This window comes from Halomonas sp. B23F22_20 (assembly GCF_043496985.1).
Lineage (GTDB): Bacteria > Pseudomonadota > Gammaproteobacteria > Pseudomonadales > Halomonadaceae > Halomonas.
The window spans coordinates 125,414-144,091 of sequence record NZ_JBIEKH010000012.1; the positions used below are offsets into that span (position 1 = coordinate 125,414).

The window sequence follows — 18,678 nt, forward strand, 5'->3', positions numbered from 1 at the left end:
GCGCCAGAACCGAACATTACGTCATGGCTCTGGAAACGGGTGCCGCGCTGTTAGAGGCTCGCCTGGAGCGCAGAAGCAAGTGGCGCAGCAACGCCAAGTGGGGAAATTCGAGCAGCATGCCGATCACGATGGCGGCATAGATCAGTGGCTGATCAGGCAGCGCCACCATCGTCACCGCCAGCATGAGCGGGGCATTGCGAGCGGCCGTGGTGATGGTCAACAGCGCATGCTCGGGATAGGGCAGCCTTGCCAGGCGACTCGCCACCTCCCCCAGCAAGAAGGTGGTCACGAAGAAGGTGAATGCCGCCAGCAGCAGCCAGATGAAGACCCGGCCATGCTCCAGGATGACGCCAATATTGTCGGCGAAGATCTGCGCGACCAGCAGTGCCAATACCAGCGGTGTGCAGCGATCGGCCCATGCCAACAGGTGACCGAAACGTTCGATTCCCACCATGAGGCGAAGTGCGTGCCGTGCTGCCAACGCCACCGCCAATGGCAGCACGAACCATTGCAGCAAGGCGCTGCCGATAAGGGAGCTGTCCACCTCCACCACATTGCGTGTGAACAAAAAGACAAAGACCGGATAGAGCAGCAGCTGAACCAGCATATTGATGGGAATCAGTGCCGTCCCCAGCGCCACGTTGCCGTCGGCCAGACGTGTAAATCCCAGGAACCAGTCGGTGCAGGGCGACATGAAATAGATCGCGAGACCCACCATCAGCAACGGGTGGGCACCCAGAAACAGCGAAGCGATGAGAAAGCCGATAGCGGGAATCAGCACGAAGTTGGCCAGCATCGCCGCGCCCAGGAATCGCAGGTGTCGCAGTGCCTTGAGCAAGGAACCAAAGCGCACGCCCACCAGCAGCAGGACAATCAGCAGTAGCAGTGTGGCGTCCATCCACTCGCCCAGCCACTGGCCGCCCGTAGGCGCGTAGTGGCCCATGGCAGCGCCCGACACCATGCCACCGAGCAGCAGGCCTGTGGAGCCGAAAGCGCCAAGATATCGAGCCGTCTTCAACATTCGCACCCCTCGCAACAGTCACTATTGCCGAACGGTCCCCAGGCCCCGGAACCGCGCTGCAGGTCATCGACGTCCAACGCCATACGCTCGGCAATCTGCCCAGCCACCAGAGCGAAGCGCTGGCGAAACTTGTAGATGAAACAGAAGATGCGGCGGTCGTGGCGTACCTGTGGCCCCACCAGGAACAGCCCAGGGGTACGGGTGGATTCATCGGCTTCCGTCAGGGCGATATGCCCTTCTTCCGTCCAGTCCCATAGCGCAGAGACCTGACGCGCCCCACCCCCCTGATGAAAGCCGGTACCCAACACCGGTGCCTGGACGGTGTCCCAGTGGCTGCCATCCGCTGCATGGATTCGAAAACCGCTCTCGCCATGGCGCACGACCTCGACCACATCGATACCGAAGACGATATCCAGCCGGCCGGTCTTGCGCGCCTCGGCCAGCCGCTCACGGCTGTAGGGCGACAGCGACAGGCTGGGGTCATAAGGGCCTTCCTGCCCCCAGGTAGACTTGCGCGCCAGCAGCCGGACACGGTGCCCCAGCCGCACCAGATTGACGGCCGCATCCACACCGCTTTCATATCCGCCAATGACCGTATGGGGTAACGAGGGATCGTCCGACGCCGATAGCGCCTGCCAGTCGCTGACTTGGGCATAGTGAACGCACCACTGCGCACCGGGGAATGGCGCCAGGTCGGGAAACTGGTACTCCCCGGTGGCCCAGACCAGAAAGCGGGTACGCAGCGTGCCCCGCTCGGTTTCCAGCAGGAAACCGTCCTTCTCCAGATGTTCGACCTGGCGCACCCCGCAGCCTTCGACGATGGGCAGGTCACGCGCCCGTGCCACGAACGTCAAGTAATCGGCATACTGTTCGCCATTCAGGTGCTCTGCCCCTGCGAAAATCGCCGGGGAACTCTCCGCATCGACGGCGTTCAGGTCCGCCAGGCCGAAGGGATTGCTGTGAAAGGAAGGTGTAATAAGGCGCGTCTGTGACGGCCAGCGCCTGAAGGAGGCGCCGACCTCGTTGGCTTCCAGCACGACGTATTCGACATCGACGAGCTGCTCGAGCTCGAGCGCAGTGCCAATGCCCGCCGGGCCAGCGCCGACGATGACCACATCCACGCTGGGTATCTCCTTCGGTTCTTGTTGCTCGACGTGGCTCATGTCGACACTTCCGCTGCTGGCTGCCAGCGCGGGCCTTCAGGCGTATCGCGCACCTCGGCACCCAGCTCGGCCAGCGCGTCGCGCAGGGCATCGGCGCGGGCGAAGTCGCGCTGCTGCCGGGCGTGTTCGCGCTCGGCGACCAGCGCCTCGATGCGCGCCACCGGCAGGTCGGCACGTTCCGAGGCCAGCGCAGCCAGGGCCTCGGTGGGGGCCTGCTGGAGCAAGCCGAGCAGCCGGGCCGAGGCCAGCACCCTCCCCTTGGCGCGGGCACGATCGGTTTCACTGTCTACGGCCTTCAGGTCATCCACCAGCTGTTGCAGGCGGCCAAGCGCCTCGGCGACGTTGAGGTCGCGGCGCAGCGCCGCCAGCAGCTCGGCGTCCGGGGGCGTGTCGATGGCCTCAAGGGACTCGACCTCGGCCAGGGCCCGGTAATGACGCAGCAGGGTGCGGCGTGCGCGCGAAAGGCGCTCGGCGTTCCAGTCCAGGGGGCGGCGGTAGTGAGTGCCGAGCAGGGCCAGGCGAACTGCCTCCCCGGGGCCTTGGTCGAGCAGGTCGCGTACCAGCAACACGTTGCCCAGCGACTTCGACATCTTCTGACCGTCCACGGTCACGAAGCTGTTGTGCACCCAGGTGTGGCAGTAGCGGGCGCCGTGGGCGCAGGTGCCCTGGGCGATCTCGTTCTCGTGATGGGGGAAGATCAGGTCCTGACCACCGCCATGAATGTCGATGGTGTGGCCCAGGTGCTCGCCGATCATGGCGGTGCACTCCACGTGCCAGCCGGGCCGTCCGCGCCCCCAGGGGCTCTCCCAGCCCGGCTGTTCGGGCGTGGAAGGCTTCCACAGCACGAAGTCCAGCGGGTCGCGCTTGTAGGGGGCCACTTCCACCCGGGCCCCGGCCAGCATCTCCTCGGGGCGACGGCCCGAGAGCTGGCCGTACTCCGCAAAGGAGCCGACCTGAAACAGCACATGCCCCTCGGCCTCGTAGGCGTGGCCGCGTGCGATCAGGGTCTCGATCAGCGCGATGATCTCGGGAAGGTGCTCGGTGACAAGCGGCTCGAGGTCCGGCGGCAGCACGCCAAGCGCCCGCATGTCCTCGTGGTAGGCGGCGATGTAGCGCTCGGTAATAGTGCCGATAGGCACCCCGGCCGCGGCGGCGACGGCATTGATCTTGTCGTCCACGTCGGTGAAGTTGCGGGCATAGACCACTTCCGCATAGTCATGGCGCAGCACCCGTGACAGCAGATCGAAGACCACCGCCGGACGGGCGTTGCCGATATGCGCGTAGTTGTAGACCGTGGGACCGCAGACATAGAGCGTCACCCGGTCCGGCCGTTCGGTGCGCAGCGTCTCGCGGCGACGGGTCAGGGTATTGAAGAGTTGCATCGTGCTCCCTGGCGTTGGGGTCGGTCGGCAGGTCCGTCAGGGGCTCAGCGGTGCGGTGATGACCTCCACCGAGCCGTCACGAATGGCGTTGTAGAAGCAGTTGGGCCGTCCCGTATGGCAGGCCGGCCCCTGCTGGTCGACCCGCAGCAGCACGGCATCGCCATCGCAGTCCAGCCGAGCCTCGACGAGGTACTGGCGGTGACCGGAGCTCTCGCCCTTGCGCCACAGGGCCTGCCGCGAACGCGACCAATAGCAGACCCGACTGCTGTCCAGGGTCTCCCGCAGCGCCTCACGGTTCATCCAGGCCAGCATCAGCACCTCGCCGCTGTCGTGCTGCTGGGCGATGGCGGTGATCAGGCCGTCGGCGTTCCAGGGAATGGCCTCGAGCACCGATGCGAGTGATCGGCGTTCCCCGCGTTCGGCCTTCTCCAGCTGCATCCAGATGTCCATCACGCCTCCTGCCAGTTCCACTCGCTGCGCACCACGGCGTCGTGGGCACACAAGCTGCCGCCCGCATCAGCCTTCGCGGCCATGGGCCGCGCTGCCGCCTGCAGCGGCAAGTCGATGGCCTGCATGCCGCCCCAGGCCAGGTGGGCGGGCTGACGGGCGTTGCCCTCGGCAATATCGACGAGGAAGGGTTGGGTCATGTGTCCGGCTCCTTGGCGGAATGGAAGTAGTGAAACAACTCCGACACGGTCTCCGCCTCGATGTCGTGGGTAATGAAGACGAACCTCGAGATACCGTCGGGCGCGGCCTCTCTCGGCAGGGGCGCCGGCGGGTGGAAGATGTGCTGCACCCCGTGCAGGGCCATGGGCGTCTCGCGGTCGGTGAGGTGTACGACCGCCTTGAGGCGCAGCACCCGCTCGCCCATCAGCGACATCAGCAGTTCGAGCCAGTTTTCGAGGGCCTCGGGCCGGATCGGCTCGGCCACGCTGAAACAGAACGCCTGGATGCCGTCGGCATGGGGGCTTTCCTCGGGGTGAGGGGCCTGGGCATGGAGGTCACCGAGCCTGCGTTGCGGATAGGCCGCGGGCCGCAGCCAGCCGTCGATCCGTGGGCGTCCGTCATCCGAGTGCAGCCCGGCCCCGATCATCAGGTCGGGAGCCAGCACGCCCCGGCAGACCTGGAGCTGCTCCGCGGCGGGGTTCAATCGGCCCAGGCAATCCATGAGCCGAGAGAGGTGATCCTCCGATACCAGGTCGGCCTTGCTGATCAGCAGCCGATCGGCAATCGCTGCCTGCCGGCGGGATTCGCGGTGGGCGTCGAGGGTGGCCAGGCCGTTGGCGGCATCCACCAGGCAGACCACGCCATCCAGACGGAAGCGCTGGGCCAGCCAGTGATCGGTCATCAGGGTATGCAGGATCGGCGCCGGATCGGCCAGACCGGAGGTCTCGATCAGCACGCGCCGGAAGGCTCGGGTCTCGCCGCGCTCGACCGCCTCACTGGCCTGCTGCAGGGTGCGACTCAGGTCGCCGCGCAGGGTGCAGCACAAACAGCCGCTGCTGAGCTCCACCACGGTCTGGTCATCACCCTCGACCAGTAGTCGGTGATCGAGACCGATGTCGCCGAACTCGTTGATCACCACCAGGGTATCGGCCATGGCCGGCCGCCGGACCAAATGGTTGAGCAGCGTCGTCTTGCCGCTACCCAGGAAGCCGGTGATGACATTGACGGGGATGAGAGTCGACACGGGCATGGTTTACCCCCAGGCGGGGAAGGGATCGGGCAGCGCCTGCGCACTTTGGTGGCTCGCCAGGCGTGTCGCGTCATCGAGCAGGATGGTCTTGCCGGCGCGGGGCAAACCGCAGCGCACGGTCAACGGCGGGATCGGTGGCAGGAACGTCATCAGCCTTCGCCTCGCGTCTTGCGGTAGTGGTTCTCGCGCTGCTCCTGGCGCTCCTTCGCCTCCAGACAAAGCCGTGCGGTAGGACGTAGCAACAAGCGTGGCAAGCCGATGGGCTCACCGGTCTCTTCGCAGTAGCCATAGTCGCCCTCCTCGATCCGCCGCAGAGCCGCCTCGATATTGGCCAGCAACCGGGTTTCTCGATCCGCCTGACGCAAGGCCAGGCGCAGCTCCTCTTCGAAGGCCGCCTGGTCCAGCTCGTCGCTGTCGCGCTCATGCAAGGCCATGGCGGCACGAATCTCCCCCAGGTGCTCCTCGATGCGGGCCTTGTCGGCGAACAGCAATCGGCGAAAGAACGCCAACTGCTCATCGTTCATGTAGGCATCATCCGGCATCGACAGCAGGCTGGTCTCTTCAGCAGTTGGCATTGCGCTATCCTCCAGCGACTGACACACGCATCACCGCGCTCATCGCCGCGCCGTGCTTTCAGTTAATGGGCATGCGCGGCGTGCTGGCCAAAGGTGGCATTGAACTGCAGCATGGCCACCCAGCTCTCGTCCTGACCGGCGAAGTCTTCGTGACTCAGCTGGGCGCGCAGAAAGGCATGGTCGCGGAAGCGCCAGGTCGCCTGGCTGCTGTGGCGATAGGAAGCCTCGGAGGATTCCAGTTCACTCGGGTGAGCATGGATGGTCTCGTTGGTCAGCCCCAGTGCCTCGCTGCGCAACCCGACCTCCCAGCGGGGAGCCACGCCATAGACCGCCTCCACATAGGCGCCATCCTGACGCTCCGTGAACGCTTCATGGGCATGCCAGTGGTCGTGATGCTGTACCTGCTCTTGCAGATCACGCTCGGTGTAGAAGTATTCAGCCCCTAGCTGCCAGTCACCGTGTCCTGCCGTGCGCCCGGCGTCATGGTGGAAGCGGGCATCGAGCCCGGCGAACCAGTTGTCGCCTTCCAGGCTGTGGGCATGATCTCCGTGGTCGTCGAGACGGGCATACTGACGGTTAAAACCGGCGGAGGCACCGTAATCGAGGGTCTGGCCCTCGCCCAGTGCGGCGCGCTGCTTGGCGAAGACCGTCACCAGCCGCGGGCCGCTATCCTGCTCTTCGCTGCCCCCTTCATCGAAGCGACTGAGACGCTCGCTGTCCCCTTGCAGCCACTCGGTGCCCAGGGTGGTACGGGGCGACGGCGACCAGCTGAGTTGCACGCCGGTCTCCTGGAGGCCGTGATCACCGAATAGATACTCGTTGACCAGCGGGCGTTCGATGAAGTCCCAGGCGTGGGGGTGACGACTGTTGACGTAGCCGATGTCCGACAGGAACTTGCCGGCCTTGAGACGCAGCCCATGCGGCAGCGCGCGAGTCGCCAGGAAGGCCTCCTCGAGACTGACGTCGTCCTCGGTGAGCGATACCACGGCCTGCCCCTCGAACAGCGAGGTTTGCCCCTGCAGCATCAGTTCCGAGTGACCAAGGTTGAAGCCTTCGTCGAAGCCATGATCATGGCCGTGGTCATCATGACCGTGGTCATCGTGGCCGTGGTCATCGTGGCCGTGGTCATCGTGGCCTGCGCCATGACCGAAGCCGGCCGGCGCCCCTTCCTCACCCGAGAAGCGGTTGTGGTAGATACCCTCCACGGTCAAGGCGGCAGAGATGTCCAGACCGGTAGAGGCGGAGACAGCGCTGTCATGGCCATGGCCCTGCTGGTGGGCATCGTGGTCGTGCTGGTGAGTATGGTGGTCTTGTCCATGGGCCGCGGTGCTCAAAAACAGAACGCTTGCCAGCGGAGAGATAAGACGCAACGGATGGCGCGGCATGATGGCTCCCGGTCGGATTCTATGGTCTATGCTTCAAGGCCAAAAAAGATACGTTATAACATAACGATTAACAACCCAAAAGTCCGTCGCGACCATGGCACAGGCACTCCAGGCCAAGGCTCACGCGATTACCAGGGACATACCGCCTTTCGGCGGGCTGGATGTGCGTTGGAGCAATCCCGATCAAGTGAACGGTATTCGGCTTTAGGCCGAGGGCATCACAGGCTGTCGCTCTGACTGGATAATGACGGAACCAATAACCGAGTGTCGCCGGCCGCAAGGATCTGCGCTTCCCCGACCTGCCACCGCTACGCCAGCATGCTGGCCCAGGCCAGCGAGAGCATGACCACGGTACGGAATCTGCCGGGGCATTCCAGCCTGAACGTCACGTCACGCTATGCGCACATGTTCGATGCGGAGTTGGACGATGTGGCATCGCGGCTGCCACGACTGTATGCGGCGTTCTGCGACCAAGCACTGAGGAGGGGTGCTGCGAGGAGGGGAAATATGCTGCTAACCACTTGATGGATAAGTGGTACCGGTGGTCGGACTCGAACCGACAAGGGCTTGCACCCGGCGGATTTTGAATCCGCTGCGTCTACCAATTCCGCCACACCGGCAACGGCGCTGCATTATACGTGTGCGGAGCGGCAGGTCAATCGTGGGCCCTGACTTCACGGCGTCGACAGGGTATCCTTGACCGCTTGCCAGGGCTCTCCCGAGCCACCGTCCATCCCATCAGCCGGACCGTTTCGCCCCATGCAGCGCGCCGATTTCCACTACGAGCTTCCCGAGGCGCTGATCGCCCGCTATCCCTCCGAGCAACGCAGCGACTGTCGCCTGCTGTGCGTCGACGGCGAGAGCGGCGCGCTCGCGCACCGCCGCTTCCCCGACCTGCTCGAGACGCTCGAGGCGGGCGACCTGCTGGTGTTCAACGACACCCGGGTGATTCCGGCCCGGCTGCACGGCCACAAGGCCAGCGGCGGGCGCGTCGAGATGCTGCTGGAGCGTCCGCTGGACGCCCATCGCGGCCTGGCCCACCTGCGTTCGAGCAAATCGCCGAAGCCCGGCACCGAGCTCGAGTTCGAGGGCGGCATCCGCGCCGTGGTCGAGGGCCGCCGCGAGGCGCTGTTCGAGCTGCGCTTCCTCGGCGAAACGCCGCTGGTGGAGCTGCTCGAGACCCACGGCCACATGCCGCTGCCGCCCTACATCACCCGCGAGGACGAGCTCTCCGACCGCGAGCGCTACCAGACCGTCTACGCCCGCCGCGAGGGCGCAGTGGCCGCGCCGACCGCGGGGCTGCATTTCGACGAACCGTTGCTGGAGGCGCTGGCCGAGAAGGGCGTGGAGAGCGCCTTCGTCACCCTGCACGTAGGCGCCGGCACCTTCCAGCCGGTGCGCGCCGACGACATCCGCGACCACGAGATGCACAGCGAGTGGATCGAGGTCTCCGCGACGGTCTGCGAGCAGGTGCGCGCCGCCCGCGCCCGAGGCAACAAGGTCATCGCGGTGGGCACCACCAGCGTGCGCTGCCTGGAATCGGCCTGCCTGAAAAGCGACGACGGCGAGATCGCGCCCTACAGCGGCGAGACCGATATCTTCATCTATCCCGGCTATGACTGGCGGGTGGTCGACGCCCTGATCACCAACTTCCACCTGCCGGAGTCGACCCTGCTGATGCTGGTGTCCTCCTTCGCCGGTTACGAAACGGTGATGGCCGCCTATCAGGAGGCGGTGCGCGAGGCGTACGCCTTCTTCAGCTATGGCGACGCCATGCTGCTGACGCGCGCCCGCTAAGCCGAGAGACCGACGGCCACCCGCTCCGACGAATTTCGAGAGATCCCATGCGAGACGAATGCTTCATGAATTTCGAGCACCTGGCCAGTGATGGCCGGGCGCGCCGCGGGCGCCTCAGCTTCCCGCGGGGCACCGTGGAAACCCCTGCCTTCATGCCGGTGGGCACCTACGGCACCGTCAAGGGCATGACGCCCGAGTCGGTCAAGGAGATCGGCGCCGAGATCATCCTCGGCAACACCTTTCACCTGTGGCTGCGCCCGGGCGTTGATGTGATCGAGGGCCACGGCGACCTGCACGACTTCGCCCAGTGGGACAAGCCGATCCTCACCGACTCCGGCGGCTTCCAGGTGTTCTCGCTCGGCGAGATGCGCAAGATCACCGAGGAAGGCGTGCACTTCCGCTCCCCGGTGGACGGCGCCAAGGTGTTCATGGGCCCCGAGGAGTCGATGGCCGTTCAGCGCTCGCTGGGCTCGGACATCGTGATGATCTTCGACGAGTGCACGCCCTACCCGGCCACCGAGGACGAGGCGCGCAAGTCCATGGAGATGTCGCTGCGCTGGGCCAAGCGCTCGCGAGACGCCCACGGCGATTCGCCCTCGGCGCTGTTCGGCATCATCCAGGGCGGCATGTACCCGGAACTCCGCGAGCGGTCGCTGCAGGGCCTCGAGGCAATCGGCTTCGACGGCTACGCCATCGGCGGCCTTTCGGTGGGCGAGCCCAAGGAAGAGATGATCGAGGTGCTCGACTACCTGCCCGAGTGGATGCCGGCCGACAAGCCGCGCTACCTGATGGGCGTGGGCAAGCCGGAGGATCTGGTGGAGGGCGTGCGCCGCGGAGTCGACATGTTCGACTGCGTGATGCCCACCCGCAACGCGCGCAACGGCCACCTGTTCACCGGGGAAGGCACGGTCAAGATTCGCAATGCCAAGCATCGCCACGACACCCGGCCGCTGGAGGAAGGGTGCGACTGCTATACCTGCCAGCATTTTTCCCGGGCCTATCTGCACCACCTGGACCGCTGTGGCGAGATGCTCGGCTCGATGCTCAATACCATCCACAATCTGCGCCACTATCAGCGCTTGATGGCTGGTTTGCGCGGTGCTATCGAAGCGGGTACATTGGCCAACTTCGTGGAAGGGTTCTACGCGCAGCGCGGTCTGCCGGTCCCCCCCGCACCGAATTGATCGGCGGGCGGCCTCCGTGGCCACTCGCCCAGCGCCGATGGAAGGCGCCTGGTTTTCCCGCGACTCAGGAGATCGTCGTACATGCTGGACTTCTTCATTTCCCCGGCCCTGGCCCAGGACGCCGGCGCAGCCCCGGGCGGTGGCATCGCCCAGATCGTGATGCTGGTCGGCTTCGTGCTGATCTTCTACTTCCTGCTGTGGCGCCCCCAGGCCAAGCGGGCCAAGCAGCACAAGCAGCTGGTCGCCGGCCTGTCCAAGGGTGACGAGATCGTCATCGGCGGCGGCATGCTGGGCCGCATCACCAAGGTCAGCGAAGACAGCGAGTTCCTGTCCATGGAAATCGCCGAGGGCACCGAAGTCAGCGTGCAGAAGACCGCCGTGGCGGCCGTTCTGCCCAAGGGCACGCTCAAGTCCATCTGACCGGACGCCCCCGCGCCCGCACCGCTGCAAGGCCGTGCGGGCTGCCCTGCGACCACCGAGGCGGGGCCCGGCCGGCCGGCTCCGCCCGGTGCTCGTGATGGCATAGCGTCCGTTCCATCATCAGCAACCTGAGGGCAGGGCCCCCATGCTCAACCGTTACCCCCTGTGGAAGTATCTGCTGATACTCCTCGTGCTCCTCGTCGGCCTGATCTACTCCCTCCCCAACCTCTTCCCCGAGGATCCGGCGGTACAGATCAGCAGCGACCGGGGCGAATTCACCCTCGACGAGCGCCGTCTCGAGCGCCTCGAGACCTCCCTCTCCGACGCCGGCATCGACATCAAGTCCGTCGAACGCGAGCCCAGCAGCGTGCTCATCCGCCTCGACAGCGCCGACGGCCAGATCCAGGCCCGCGACATGCTCAGCGAAGCGCTGGGCGACGACTACGTGGTGGCACTGAACCTGGCCGAATCGACCCCGGCCTGGCTGGAATCCCTGGCCGCCTCGCCCATGACCCTGGGCCTGGACCTGCGCGGCGGCGTGCACTTCCTGCTCGAGGTCGACATGGAGGCCGCCCTGACCCAGCGCCTCGAGGTCAACGCCAGCGCTATGCGCGAGACCCTGCGTGACGAGCGGATCCGCTACCGCAACACCGAGGTCGACGCCCGCTCGATCAGCATGGACTTCATGAACCCCGAGGATCGCGACGAGGCTCGCCGCCTGATCAGCCGCGACTTCCCCGAGTTCGACTACCGCAATCTCGATCGCTCTCGCGGAGCCGGGCTGGCCATGACGCTGACCGACACCGCCGTGGAGGAGATCCAGGACTACGCGGTCAACCAAAACCTGACCACGCTGCGCAACCGCGTCAACGAGTTAGGCGTGGCCGAGCCGCTGGTCCAGCGCCAGGGTCCGGCCCGCATCGTGGTCGAGCTGCCCGGCGTGCAGGACACCGCCGCCGCCAAGCGCATCGTCGGTGCCACCGCCAACCTGGAGTTCCGCCTCGAGGCCCGCCCGGACACCCCCGAGGCCGAGACCGAGAGCTTCCCGTTCCGCAACGATCCCTCGCGCAACGCCACCCTGATGCGCGACGTCATCATCACCGGTGACAGCGTCTCCAACGCCAACCACAGCTTCGACGAGAACGGTCGGCCCCAGGTCAACATCAACCTGGACGGCACCGGCGGCACCCTGATGAACCGCGCCACCCGCACCAACATCGGCCGCAACATGGCGGTGCTGTTCATCGAACACAAGACCCGCGACCGCACGGTGATCGAGGACGGCAAGGAGACCACCGTTCGTACGCCCTACACCGAGCGCGGCGTCATCAGCCTGGCCACTATCCAGAGCGCACTGGGCAACAGCTTCCGCATCACCGGGCTGGACTCGCCCACCGAGGCGGCCGAGCTGGCGCTGCTGCTGCGTTCCGGCTCCCTGGCTGCGCCGATCTACTTCGCCCAGGAGCGCACCATCGGACCGAGCCTCGGCGAGAAGAATATCGAGCGCGGCATCCTCTCGGTGCAGATCGGCCTGCTGCTGGTGGTGGCCTTCATGCTGATCCGCTACAAGGTGTTCGGCATCTTCGCCAACCTCGCCCTGGCGCTGAACCTGACCCTGCTGGTGGCCGCCATGTCGATGCTCGGCGCCACCCTGACGCTGCCCGGCATCGCCGGCATCGTGCTCACGCTGGGCATGGCGGTGGACGCCAACGTGCTGATCTTCGAGCGTATCCGCGAGGAGCTACGCACCGGCCTCTCGGTGCAGCAGGCGATCCACGCCGGCTATGAGCGCGCCTTCACCTCCATCGTCGACGCCAACATCACCACCCTGCTGGTGGCGTTGATCCTGTTCTCGATCGGTACCGGCCCGGTCAAGGGCTTCGCCGTGACGCTGTCGCTGGGCATCCTGACCTCGCTGTTCACCGCCCTGATGGTGACCCGCGCCATGGTCAACCTGTGCTACGGCGGCAAGCCCGTGAAGAAGCTCTGGATTTAGGAGAAGGCCATGCAATCGTTCATCAATCGACAGATCGACTTCATGGGCAAGCGCCGGCTGGCCTTCGCGGCCTCCGGGCTGATGCTGCTGGCGTCGATCGTTGCCCTGCTGGTCCAGGGGCTGAACCTAGGCCTCGACTTCACCGGCGGCACCCTGGTGGAGGTCCGCTATGCCACGGCGCCCGCCCTGGCCAGCGTACGCGAAACCCTGGAGGCCGCCGGCTTCCAGGACGTGGCCGTGCAGACCTTCGGCGCCTCCACCGAGGTGCTGATCCGTCTGCAACAAGCCTTCGACGCCGGCGTCGGCGACCAGGTCGTCGACCTGCTCAACCAGGGCAATACCAGCGTCGAGCTGGTGCGCGCCGAGTTCGTCGGCGCCCAGGTCGGCGACCAGCTCCGCGACCAGAGCGGCATGGGCATGCTGGTGGCGCTGGGCATCGTGATGCTCTATGTCGCCTTCCGCTTCCAGTACAAGTTCGCCCTCGGCGCCCTATTGGCACTGATCCACGACGTCATCATCGTGGTCGGCGCCTTTGCGCTGTTCGGCCTGGAATTCGACCTCACGGTGCTGGCGGCGATCCTGGCGGTGATCGGCTACTCGCTCAACGACACCATCGTGGTCTTCGACCGTATCCGCGAGAACATTCGCAAATCGCGCATCGACGACATGCCGGCCATCTTCAACGAGTCCATCAACCAGACCCTGTCGCGCACCCTGGCGACCTCCGGCACCACCCTGCTGGTGCTGCTGGCCCTGGTGCTGCTGGGCGGCGACATGATCCACAACTTTGCCGTGGCGTTGATCATCGGCATTGGCATCGGCACCTTCTCCTCCATCTACGTGGCCTCGGCCCTGCTGCTGCCGCTGAAGCTGCAGCGCGAGGACCTGATTCCGGCCAGAAAGGAGGATCCGGAGGCCGAGGAGCTGCCCTGACGGGCCCGCCTCGCTGCCACCAAAAAGCCACCCCTCGGGGTGGCTTTTTCATTTCATCACCATTATCAGGCACTGCGTAATCGCTCTTCGATAAGCTTCTCACTCCCAACGGATTCGCATCACTCTCCCGCCTTCAGTTTCAGCAGCCTAGCCGGCATGATCGTTATCCACCAAGAGGGCCATTCAGCAGAGAACTCACAGCTCTCAGGCCGTCGTCGAGGAATGCCTCCTCGGAAATCGCCATCAACGACAGCCGAATGGATTGGGTCTCTTCGCCTTCGGCGCTGAAATAGCTCCCACTGCTGACAAGAAGCCCACGCTCCTTTGCCGTCAGGGCAAACCGATCCGCCTGCCAATTACCTGGCAGTTCCAACCAGAGGTGATAGCTGGCATCTTGAGCACGAAATCTCTGGTTCCCCAATATCTTCTTGGCCAAGCGCTGCCGATGATAGGCGAGTTTCCGCTGCGCCTCCGCCAGCTCGAATGCCAGATCGGACTCGATCAGATTGCGGGCCACCTCGAACATCAGCGGCGACGGCATCCAGACAGTGGCACGAATATAGGCTGACAGGACATTGACCTGGCTCTGAGGGGCTTTGATGAACCCACAACGCAATCCCGGGCTGACCGCCTTGGACAAGCCATGGATAAAGAAACTCTTTTCCGGGATCAGGTTGGTGATGGCTGGAATGCAATCGGCATTCAAGAAACTATAGATATCGTCTTCGATTAACCAAAGTGGGTGGCGTTGAATGACCTCGGCCAGCTGCTCACGCCTCTGTTGCGACAGGGTGATGGTCGTCGGATTCTGGTGAGAAGGGAGCAGGATGACCAAGGCAGGCTTATGACGACGACAGGCTTCATCCAGCGCATCAGGATTCATCCCTTGATCATCCATGGCTACGCCGATCACCTTTCGTTTCAGGAAGCGGGCGATGGACAAAAGACCTGGATACGTCCACTGGTCGACGGCTATGCAATCGCCAGGATCACTAAATAGCTCGATGAGGATCGACAATGCATGCTGTGCCCCATTAGTCAGCAGTATTTGCTCAGGTGACCGCACGGTCAACCCGTAGCGCTGCATCCATCTCATCCCGGACGCTTTATGTTCTATTGGGCCAGAGCCTTCATGGTATCCATAAAGCGCCGGTTTGGTCAGTTCAGCAAAGCTCAGTTGCAACTGGGCGTGGAGAGCCTCCATGTGCTCGGAAAAGCAGGGCTGCAGAATCGAGAGGTTCCATTCGTCATCGGAAAGCTGGCAGCGGATTGCCCGTTTCAGCGGCGCCTGTTCCTTCACGAAACTGCCGCGTCCGACGAAGGATTCGATACGCCCTCTCTCGGCCAGTAGGCCATAGGCCTTGGCGATGGTCATCGACGTCGTGCCAAGCTCCCTTGCCAAGGCCCGATGGGTAGGCAATTTTTCGCCTTCAGCGAATTGACCTTGATCAATCTTGGATTCGATCTCGCCAGCGATATCGGCGTATTTGGCACCACCCATCAAGCGTTTTCCACGTCTCTGAAACCAAGCGCCATTCTACGCGAACCCACAGACCATCTCCATGCGGCCCCTCGCCATCCATGGATGGTGAGAGCTTAAGTCCCCGCAGGTCTCTGCAAAAGCCCCCATGAAGCGCACCAATCCAGGGAGTTCAGCAAGGCAACGTTCTCGGCAGGCTTCGACACCTGTCTGCCTTGACCTCGGCTCCATGGCAAAACGAGATGGCTCCATCACCTTTCACAGCCCCCTGGCGCGCGGGGCCAGGGCTCACCATCACTCTCTCCGACGGTCCAGCGTGCATGTTCCTGACTCATCGGCACATTGCGAAATACATCAATCAACACATTGACATATGTCATTCGGAGATTAATATATGAATCGCTAACTGAAAGCAGACCTAATGGACAACAAGGGAGTGTTGTTAACATGCAGCAGAGGGAAGCCGCATGGCAGAGTTCACCGATCGGTGAATGCCACGTCTCGTATCAGTCCGCCTCGATGCTCAGAGAGCGCCTTGGGCGGATGGCTCTGCGGGATGACGGAGAGTGGTTGCGGTCAGCCGAAAAGGTGGGGAGCCAGTTGGCCGAAGCGCTTTCGCCTGATCTGGTTCACACCATCCGGTCATTCGGGAGTGATGCTACTCAGAGCGCATTAATAATACGCGGATTGCCAATAGACCACCTGTTGCCACCAACACCTTACGGCGGTTATGCATCCCCTGACAGCTTACCACTGGCCAATGCCGTACATATCGGGATTTACCATCTAGCAGGATTGGCCCCTGTCGCCTATCGTAGCGAAAATGGTGGACGACTTTTCCGTCACGTGGTTCCTGCCATCGGTGGAAGACACCAGAAATCTTCCCATGGCTCTACACTGACCTTCGGCTTTCATGTCGATAACCCCGATCTTCCACTGACCCCTGAAGTACTGGGAAGATGTTCGGCTTGCCCCGAATTCCTATCCCTTCTCGCACTTCGAAGCGACCTTCAAGCACACTCTTCCATCGCGCTCCTGGATTCAGTATTGGCAGACCTTAATTCTTGCGTGATCGAACACCTCAGTGCCAGCGAGTTTCTAATTTCCAGGCCAGACTCTTTCGGCCAGAACAAGAAAACCTGTCTCCCCTTACTATCTTTTGACACTGATGGCGTGGCTTTCTGTCGCTATGACAAAGAAAACACCACCCCCATAACACCAAGGGCCGCCGCAGCGCTTATTATGTTTGAGGCCTCATTGGAACGCCTAAAAAACCAAATCTCCACTGTCTTCCTTCCTGGCGATCTACTCATTATTCGCAATCAGCGCACGCTGCACCGCCGCGAGGGGTACCAGCCAAGAGACGATGGGGCTGATCGCTGGCTTGTTCGACTTTTCGGCATACAGTCCAACGCAAGACTGATTCCACTTTCGGATAACTATCCGCATGTAGGAGTAGATTAAATCCATCATCACAAGGAGATAGACCAAGATGTTAAAAACAGCATTCATCGGTCTGGGAGTCATGGGTTATCCAATGGCAGGACACCTGGCACGGAGTGGATACTCGGTTACCGTTTACAACCGAACTCGAGGAAAAGCCGATAGGTGGGTAACAGAGCATGAAGGGCATGCTGCGGATACCCCCAGGGAAGCAGCAGCGGGGGCAGATGTCATCTTCGTCTGTGTCGGAAACGACAACGACGTGCGCCATGTGACCTATGGCGAAGATGGCGTTCTGGCCGGACTAAAATCCGGAGCAGTACTCGTCGATCACACCACCACCTCGGCCGATCTAGCAGTTGAATTGAAGCAAGCTTGTGATGCGACTCACGCCTATTTCATCGATGCCCCGGTATCCGGTGGGCAGGCTGGTGCCGAAAACGGTTGCCTGACAGTCATGTGCGGCGGTGAGGAATCGGTGTTCAAGCGCGTCCAGCCGGTGATGGAGACTTACGCTTATCAGGCTCAACTGATGGGAGAAAGTGGACAAGGGCAACGTTGCAAGATGGTGAATCAGATCTGTATCGCTGGGGTACTGCAGGGGTTGAGCGAAGCCTTGGTCCTAGCGGAAAAGGTGGACTTGCCCATCGACAAGGTCGTTGAAACCTTACAGCACGGAGCCGCAGGCTCCTGGCAAATGGTGAACCGGCTGGAAACGATGGCAAGGGGAGAGTTCGATTTCGGCTTTGCTATCGACTGGATGCGCAAGGACCTGAGCATCTGCATCGAAGAAGCCACAAGCCACAGTGTGAACCTACCTCTGGTCAAGGCAGTCGATCGAAGTTACCTCCTCCTACAAGAGCAGGGGCTGGGGCGCATGGACACTTCTTCGCTGGTCAAGGCTCTGCAGGCAGGAGCCCACGGCGCCGTCTGGAACTCACTCGGAAAGGAATAGGAAAAAGAACATGGAGTTTATCAACCTAGACATTTCCTCGTGGGTAATAGCTGCATTAATTCTATCGGCCTTTGCTGCCGGCTTCATCGACAGCGTGGCAGGCGGAGGTGGGCTCATTCTCGTTCCCTCCTTTATGCTTGCCGGGCTCCCCCCTCAAGTGGCGCTAGGACAGGAGAAGATTGTCAGCACGCTGGGAACACTGGCAGCGATTCGTAATTTTGTGAAACACCACAAAGTGATCTGGAAAGCTGTCGCCACCGGCATTCCTGCAGGGCTGGCCGGTGCATATATCGGTGCAAAGATGATCCTCTATTTCGACCCCGACACTGTGGGCGTGATCATACTCGCACTATTACCAGTCGGTATTATTCTCTCCTTCATGCCGAAAAACAACTTGCGCGAAGGTGAGCAGCACTTTTCCGCCTCCAAACTGTATATAGGGGTTCCCATCACGGTATTCCTGATCGGATTCTATGATGGCTTCTTTGGCCCAGGCACAGGAAGCTTCCTGATTCTGGCTCTCCACTTCATCCTGCGCTTCGACCTGGTAGCGGCTTCCGCCAACTCCAAGCTATTCAACTTTTCTTCCAATATCGGCGCACTGGCGGCCTTTATGCTGGCGGGAAAAGTTTTATATCTACTGGCGGCGCCACTGGTATTGGCCAATCTAGCGGGAAACCACTTGGGTAGCAGTTCGGCATTACGATATGGCTCAAGAATGGTTAGCGGCACTCTATCGATTTCAATGCTGATACTGATGGCCTCGCTCGGCTACAAGTACGTACTGTAGAAGAATCCCCTCTTAAGTGAGAACAGGCCCGTACTGCGGGTCTGTTGCCAATGGGGGGATATTTCATCCGACTTTCGATGTAATCGACTCCTGTATTCTTGCTGCTGCGGCCAAGATGCGGGCCATGTTGATGGCCTGGCAGGTGGACTCTATAGACTGGCCGACATTCTCGATGCTATTCATCCGACCACGCTGGCCTCGGCCCTGCTGCTGCCGCTGAAGCTGCAGCGCGAGGACCTGATTCCGGCCAGAAAGGAGGATCCGGAGGCCGAGGAGCTGCCCTGACGGCCGCCCCTCTGCCCACGAAAAAGCCACCCCTCGCAGGCCGTGTCAAAACACAACCTCGGCTGGCACACTGCCCATCAGGTTTCCTGATGGGCAGTTTTCATCATGGCACGCTATATCACCGGCGCGTCTCGCGAGCAGCTCGATCTGCTGCCCCCTTCCCTCGATGACTT

18 protein-coding genes and 1 tRNA gene are annotated in these 18,678 nt (G+C 62.7%); 8 read left to right on the forward strand and 11 right to left on the reverse strand.

What is annotated here, in order from left to right:
• Positions 1 to 16: 16 nt before the first annotated feature.
• The 10 genes from ACGTN6_RS11950 to ACGTN6_RS11995 form a co-directional block, all read right to left on the reverse strand.
• Positions 17 to 1,021: an arsenic resistance protein gene (locus tag ACGTN6_RS11950; protein ID WP_394591786.1), complete on the reverse strand. Its 1,005-nt coding sequence runs from the start codon at positions 1,019 to 1,021 to the stop codon at positions 17 to 19.
• Complete coding sequence (locus ACGTN6_RS11955; RefSeq protein WP_394591788.1) at positions 1,015 to 2,184, reverse strand: NAD(P)/FAD-dependent oxidoreductase; 1,170 nt, start codon at positions 2,182 to 2,184, stop codon at positions 1,015 to 1,017. The genes ACGTN6_RS11950 and ACGTN6_RS11955 overlap by 7 nt, the downstream gene beginning before the upstream one ends.
• Entirely contained in the window at positions 2,181 to 3,566 is a 1,386-nt protein-coding gene (cysS, locus tag ACGTN6_RS11960) for a cysteine--tRNA ligase (RefSeq protein WP_394591790.1), read from the reverse strand. Before cysS ends, ACGTN6_RS11955 begins: the two co-directional genes overlap by 4 nt.
• A gap of 36 nt (positions 3,567 to 3,602) precedes the next feature.
• Positions 3,603 to 4,016, reverse strand: a complete 414-nt coding sequence (gene hisI, locus ACGTN6_RS11965) for a phosphoribosyl-AMP cyclohydrolase (protein WP_394591792.1) — start codon at positions 4,014 to 4,016, stop codon at positions 3,603 to 3,605.
• Positions 4,016 to 4,213, reverse strand: coding sequence for a hypothetical protein (locus ACGTN6_RS11970; RefSeq protein ID WP_394591793.1), 198 nt, complete (start codon positions 4,211 to 4,213; stop codon positions 4,016 to 4,018). The genes hisI and ACGTN6_RS11970 overlap by 1 nt, the downstream gene beginning before the upstream one ends.
• A complete protein-coding gene (locus tag ACGTN6_RS11975) occupies positions 4,210 to 5,262 on the reverse strand; it encodes a CobW family GTP-binding protein (RefSeq protein WP_394591795.1) in 1,053 nt (350 codons plus the stop codon). Before ACGTN6_RS11975 ends, ACGTN6_RS11970 begins: the two co-directional genes overlap by 4 nt.
• Positions 5,263 to 5,265: 3 nt before the next feature.
• Entirely contained in the window at positions 5,266 to 5,412 is a 147-nt protein-coding gene (locus ACGTN6_RS11980; protein WP_394591797.1) for a hypothetical protein, read from the reverse strand.
• On the reverse strand, positions 5,412 to 5,837 hold the full coding sequence (locus tag ACGTN6_RS11985; RefSeq protein ID WP_394591799.1) for a TraR/DksA family transcriptional regulator: 426 nt from the start codon (positions 5,835 to 5,837) through the stop codon (positions 5,412 to 5,414). Before ACGTN6_RS11985 ends, ACGTN6_RS11980 begins: the two co-directional genes overlap by 1 nt.
• Positions 5,838 to 5,899: 62 nt before the next feature.
• Positions 5,900 to 7,222 carry a TonB-dependent receptor gene (locus tag ACGTN6_RS11990; protein WP_394591801.1) on the reverse strand — a complete coding sequence of 441 codons (1,323 nt, stop codon included), beginning with the start codon at positions 7,220 to 7,222 and terminating at the stop codon, positions 5,900 to 5,902.
• A gap of 533 nt (positions 7,223 to 7,755) precedes the next feature.
• A tRNA-Leu gene (locus tag ACGTN6_RS11995) sits at positions 7,756 to 7,842 on the reverse strand.
• Positions 7,843 to 7,981: 139 nt separating this feature from the next.
• Here ACGTN6_RS11995 and queA point away from each other — a divergent pair.
• The 5 genes from queA to secF all read left to right on the forward strand — a co-directional run bounded on the left by queA (position 7,982) and on the right by secF (position 13,552).
• Positions 7,982 to 9,019 carry a tRNA preQ1(34) S-adenosylmethionine ribosyltransferase-isomerase QueA gene (gene queA / locus ACGTN6_RS12000; protein ID WP_394591802.1) on the forward strand — a complete coding sequence of 346 codons (1,038 nt, stop codon included), beginning with the start codon at positions 7,982 to 7,984 and terminating at the stop codon, positions 9,017 to 9,019.
• Between the two features lie 65 nt (positions 9,020 to 9,084).
• The gene (gene tgt / locus ACGTN6_RS12005) at positions 9,085 to 10,203 is read left to right on the forward strand and encodes a tRNA guanosine(34) transglycosylase Tgt (protein ID WP_394591804.1); all 1,119 of its coding nucleotides are present in this window, start codon (positions 9,085 to 9,087) and stop codon (positions 10,201 to 10,203) included.
• A gap of 81 nt (positions 10,204 to 10,284) precedes the next feature.
• Positions 10,285 to 10,623, forward strand: a complete 339-nt coding sequence (yajC, locus tag ACGTN6_RS12010; protein ID WP_394591806.1) for a preprotein translocase subunit YajC — start codon at positions 10,285 to 10,287, stop codon at positions 10,621 to 10,623.
• A gap of 145 nt (positions 10,624 to 10,768) precedes the next feature.
• A complete protein-coding gene (gene secD, locus ACGTN6_RS12015) occupies positions 10,769 to 12,619 on the forward strand; it encodes a protein translocase subunit SecD (protein WP_394591808.1) in 1,851 nt (616 codons plus the stop codon).
• Positions 12,620 to 12,628: 9 nt separating this feature from the next.
• Positions 12,629 to 13,552 (forward strand): protein translocase subunit SecF, encoded by a 924-nt coding sequence (secF, locus tag ACGTN6_RS12020; RefSeq protein ID WP_394591810.1) that lies wholly within the window; start codon positions 12,629 to 12,631, stop codon positions 13,550 to 13,552.
• A 163-nt stretch (positions 13,553 to 13,715) separates the two neighbouring features.
• Here secF and ACGTN6_RS12025 read toward each other — a convergent pair whose 3' ends face one another.
• On the reverse strand, positions 13,716 to 15,053 hold the full coding sequence (locus tag ACGTN6_RS12025; RefSeq protein ID WP_394591812.1) for an aminotransferase-like domain-containing protein: 1,338 nt from the start codon (positions 15,051 to 15,053) through the stop codon (positions 13,716 to 13,718).
• 426 nt (positions 15,054 to 15,479) lie between these two features.
• Here ACGTN6_RS12025 and ACGTN6_RS12030 point away from each other — a divergent pair, with 426 nt between their 5' ends.
• Genes ACGTN6_RS12030 through ACGTN6_RS12040 form a run of 3 tightly spaced genes read left to right on the forward strand, consistent with a single transcriptional unit; the run spans position 15,480 to position 18,220 of the window.
• Complete coding sequence (locus tag ACGTN6_RS12030; RefSeq protein ID WP_394591815.1) at positions 15,480 to 16,496, forward strand: TauD/TfdA family dioxygenase; 1,017 nt, start codon at positions 15,480 to 15,482, stop codon at positions 16,494 to 16,496.
• Positions 16,497 to 16,524: 28 nt separating this feature from the next.
• Positions 16,525 to 17,430 carry an NAD(P)-dependent oxidoreductase gene (locus ACGTN6_RS12035; protein WP_394591817.1) on the forward strand — a complete coding sequence of 302 codons (906 nt, stop codon included), beginning with the start codon at positions 16,525 to 16,527 and terminating at the stop codon, positions 17,428 to 17,430.
• 10 nt (positions 17,431 to 17,440) lie between these two features.
• Positions 17,441 to 18,220, forward strand: coding sequence for a sulfite exporter TauE/SafE family protein (locus tag ACGTN6_RS12040; protein ID WP_394591819.1), 780 nt, complete (start codon positions 17,441 to 17,443; stop codon positions 18,218 to 18,220).
• Positions 18,221 to 18,678: the final 458 nt, after the last annotated feature.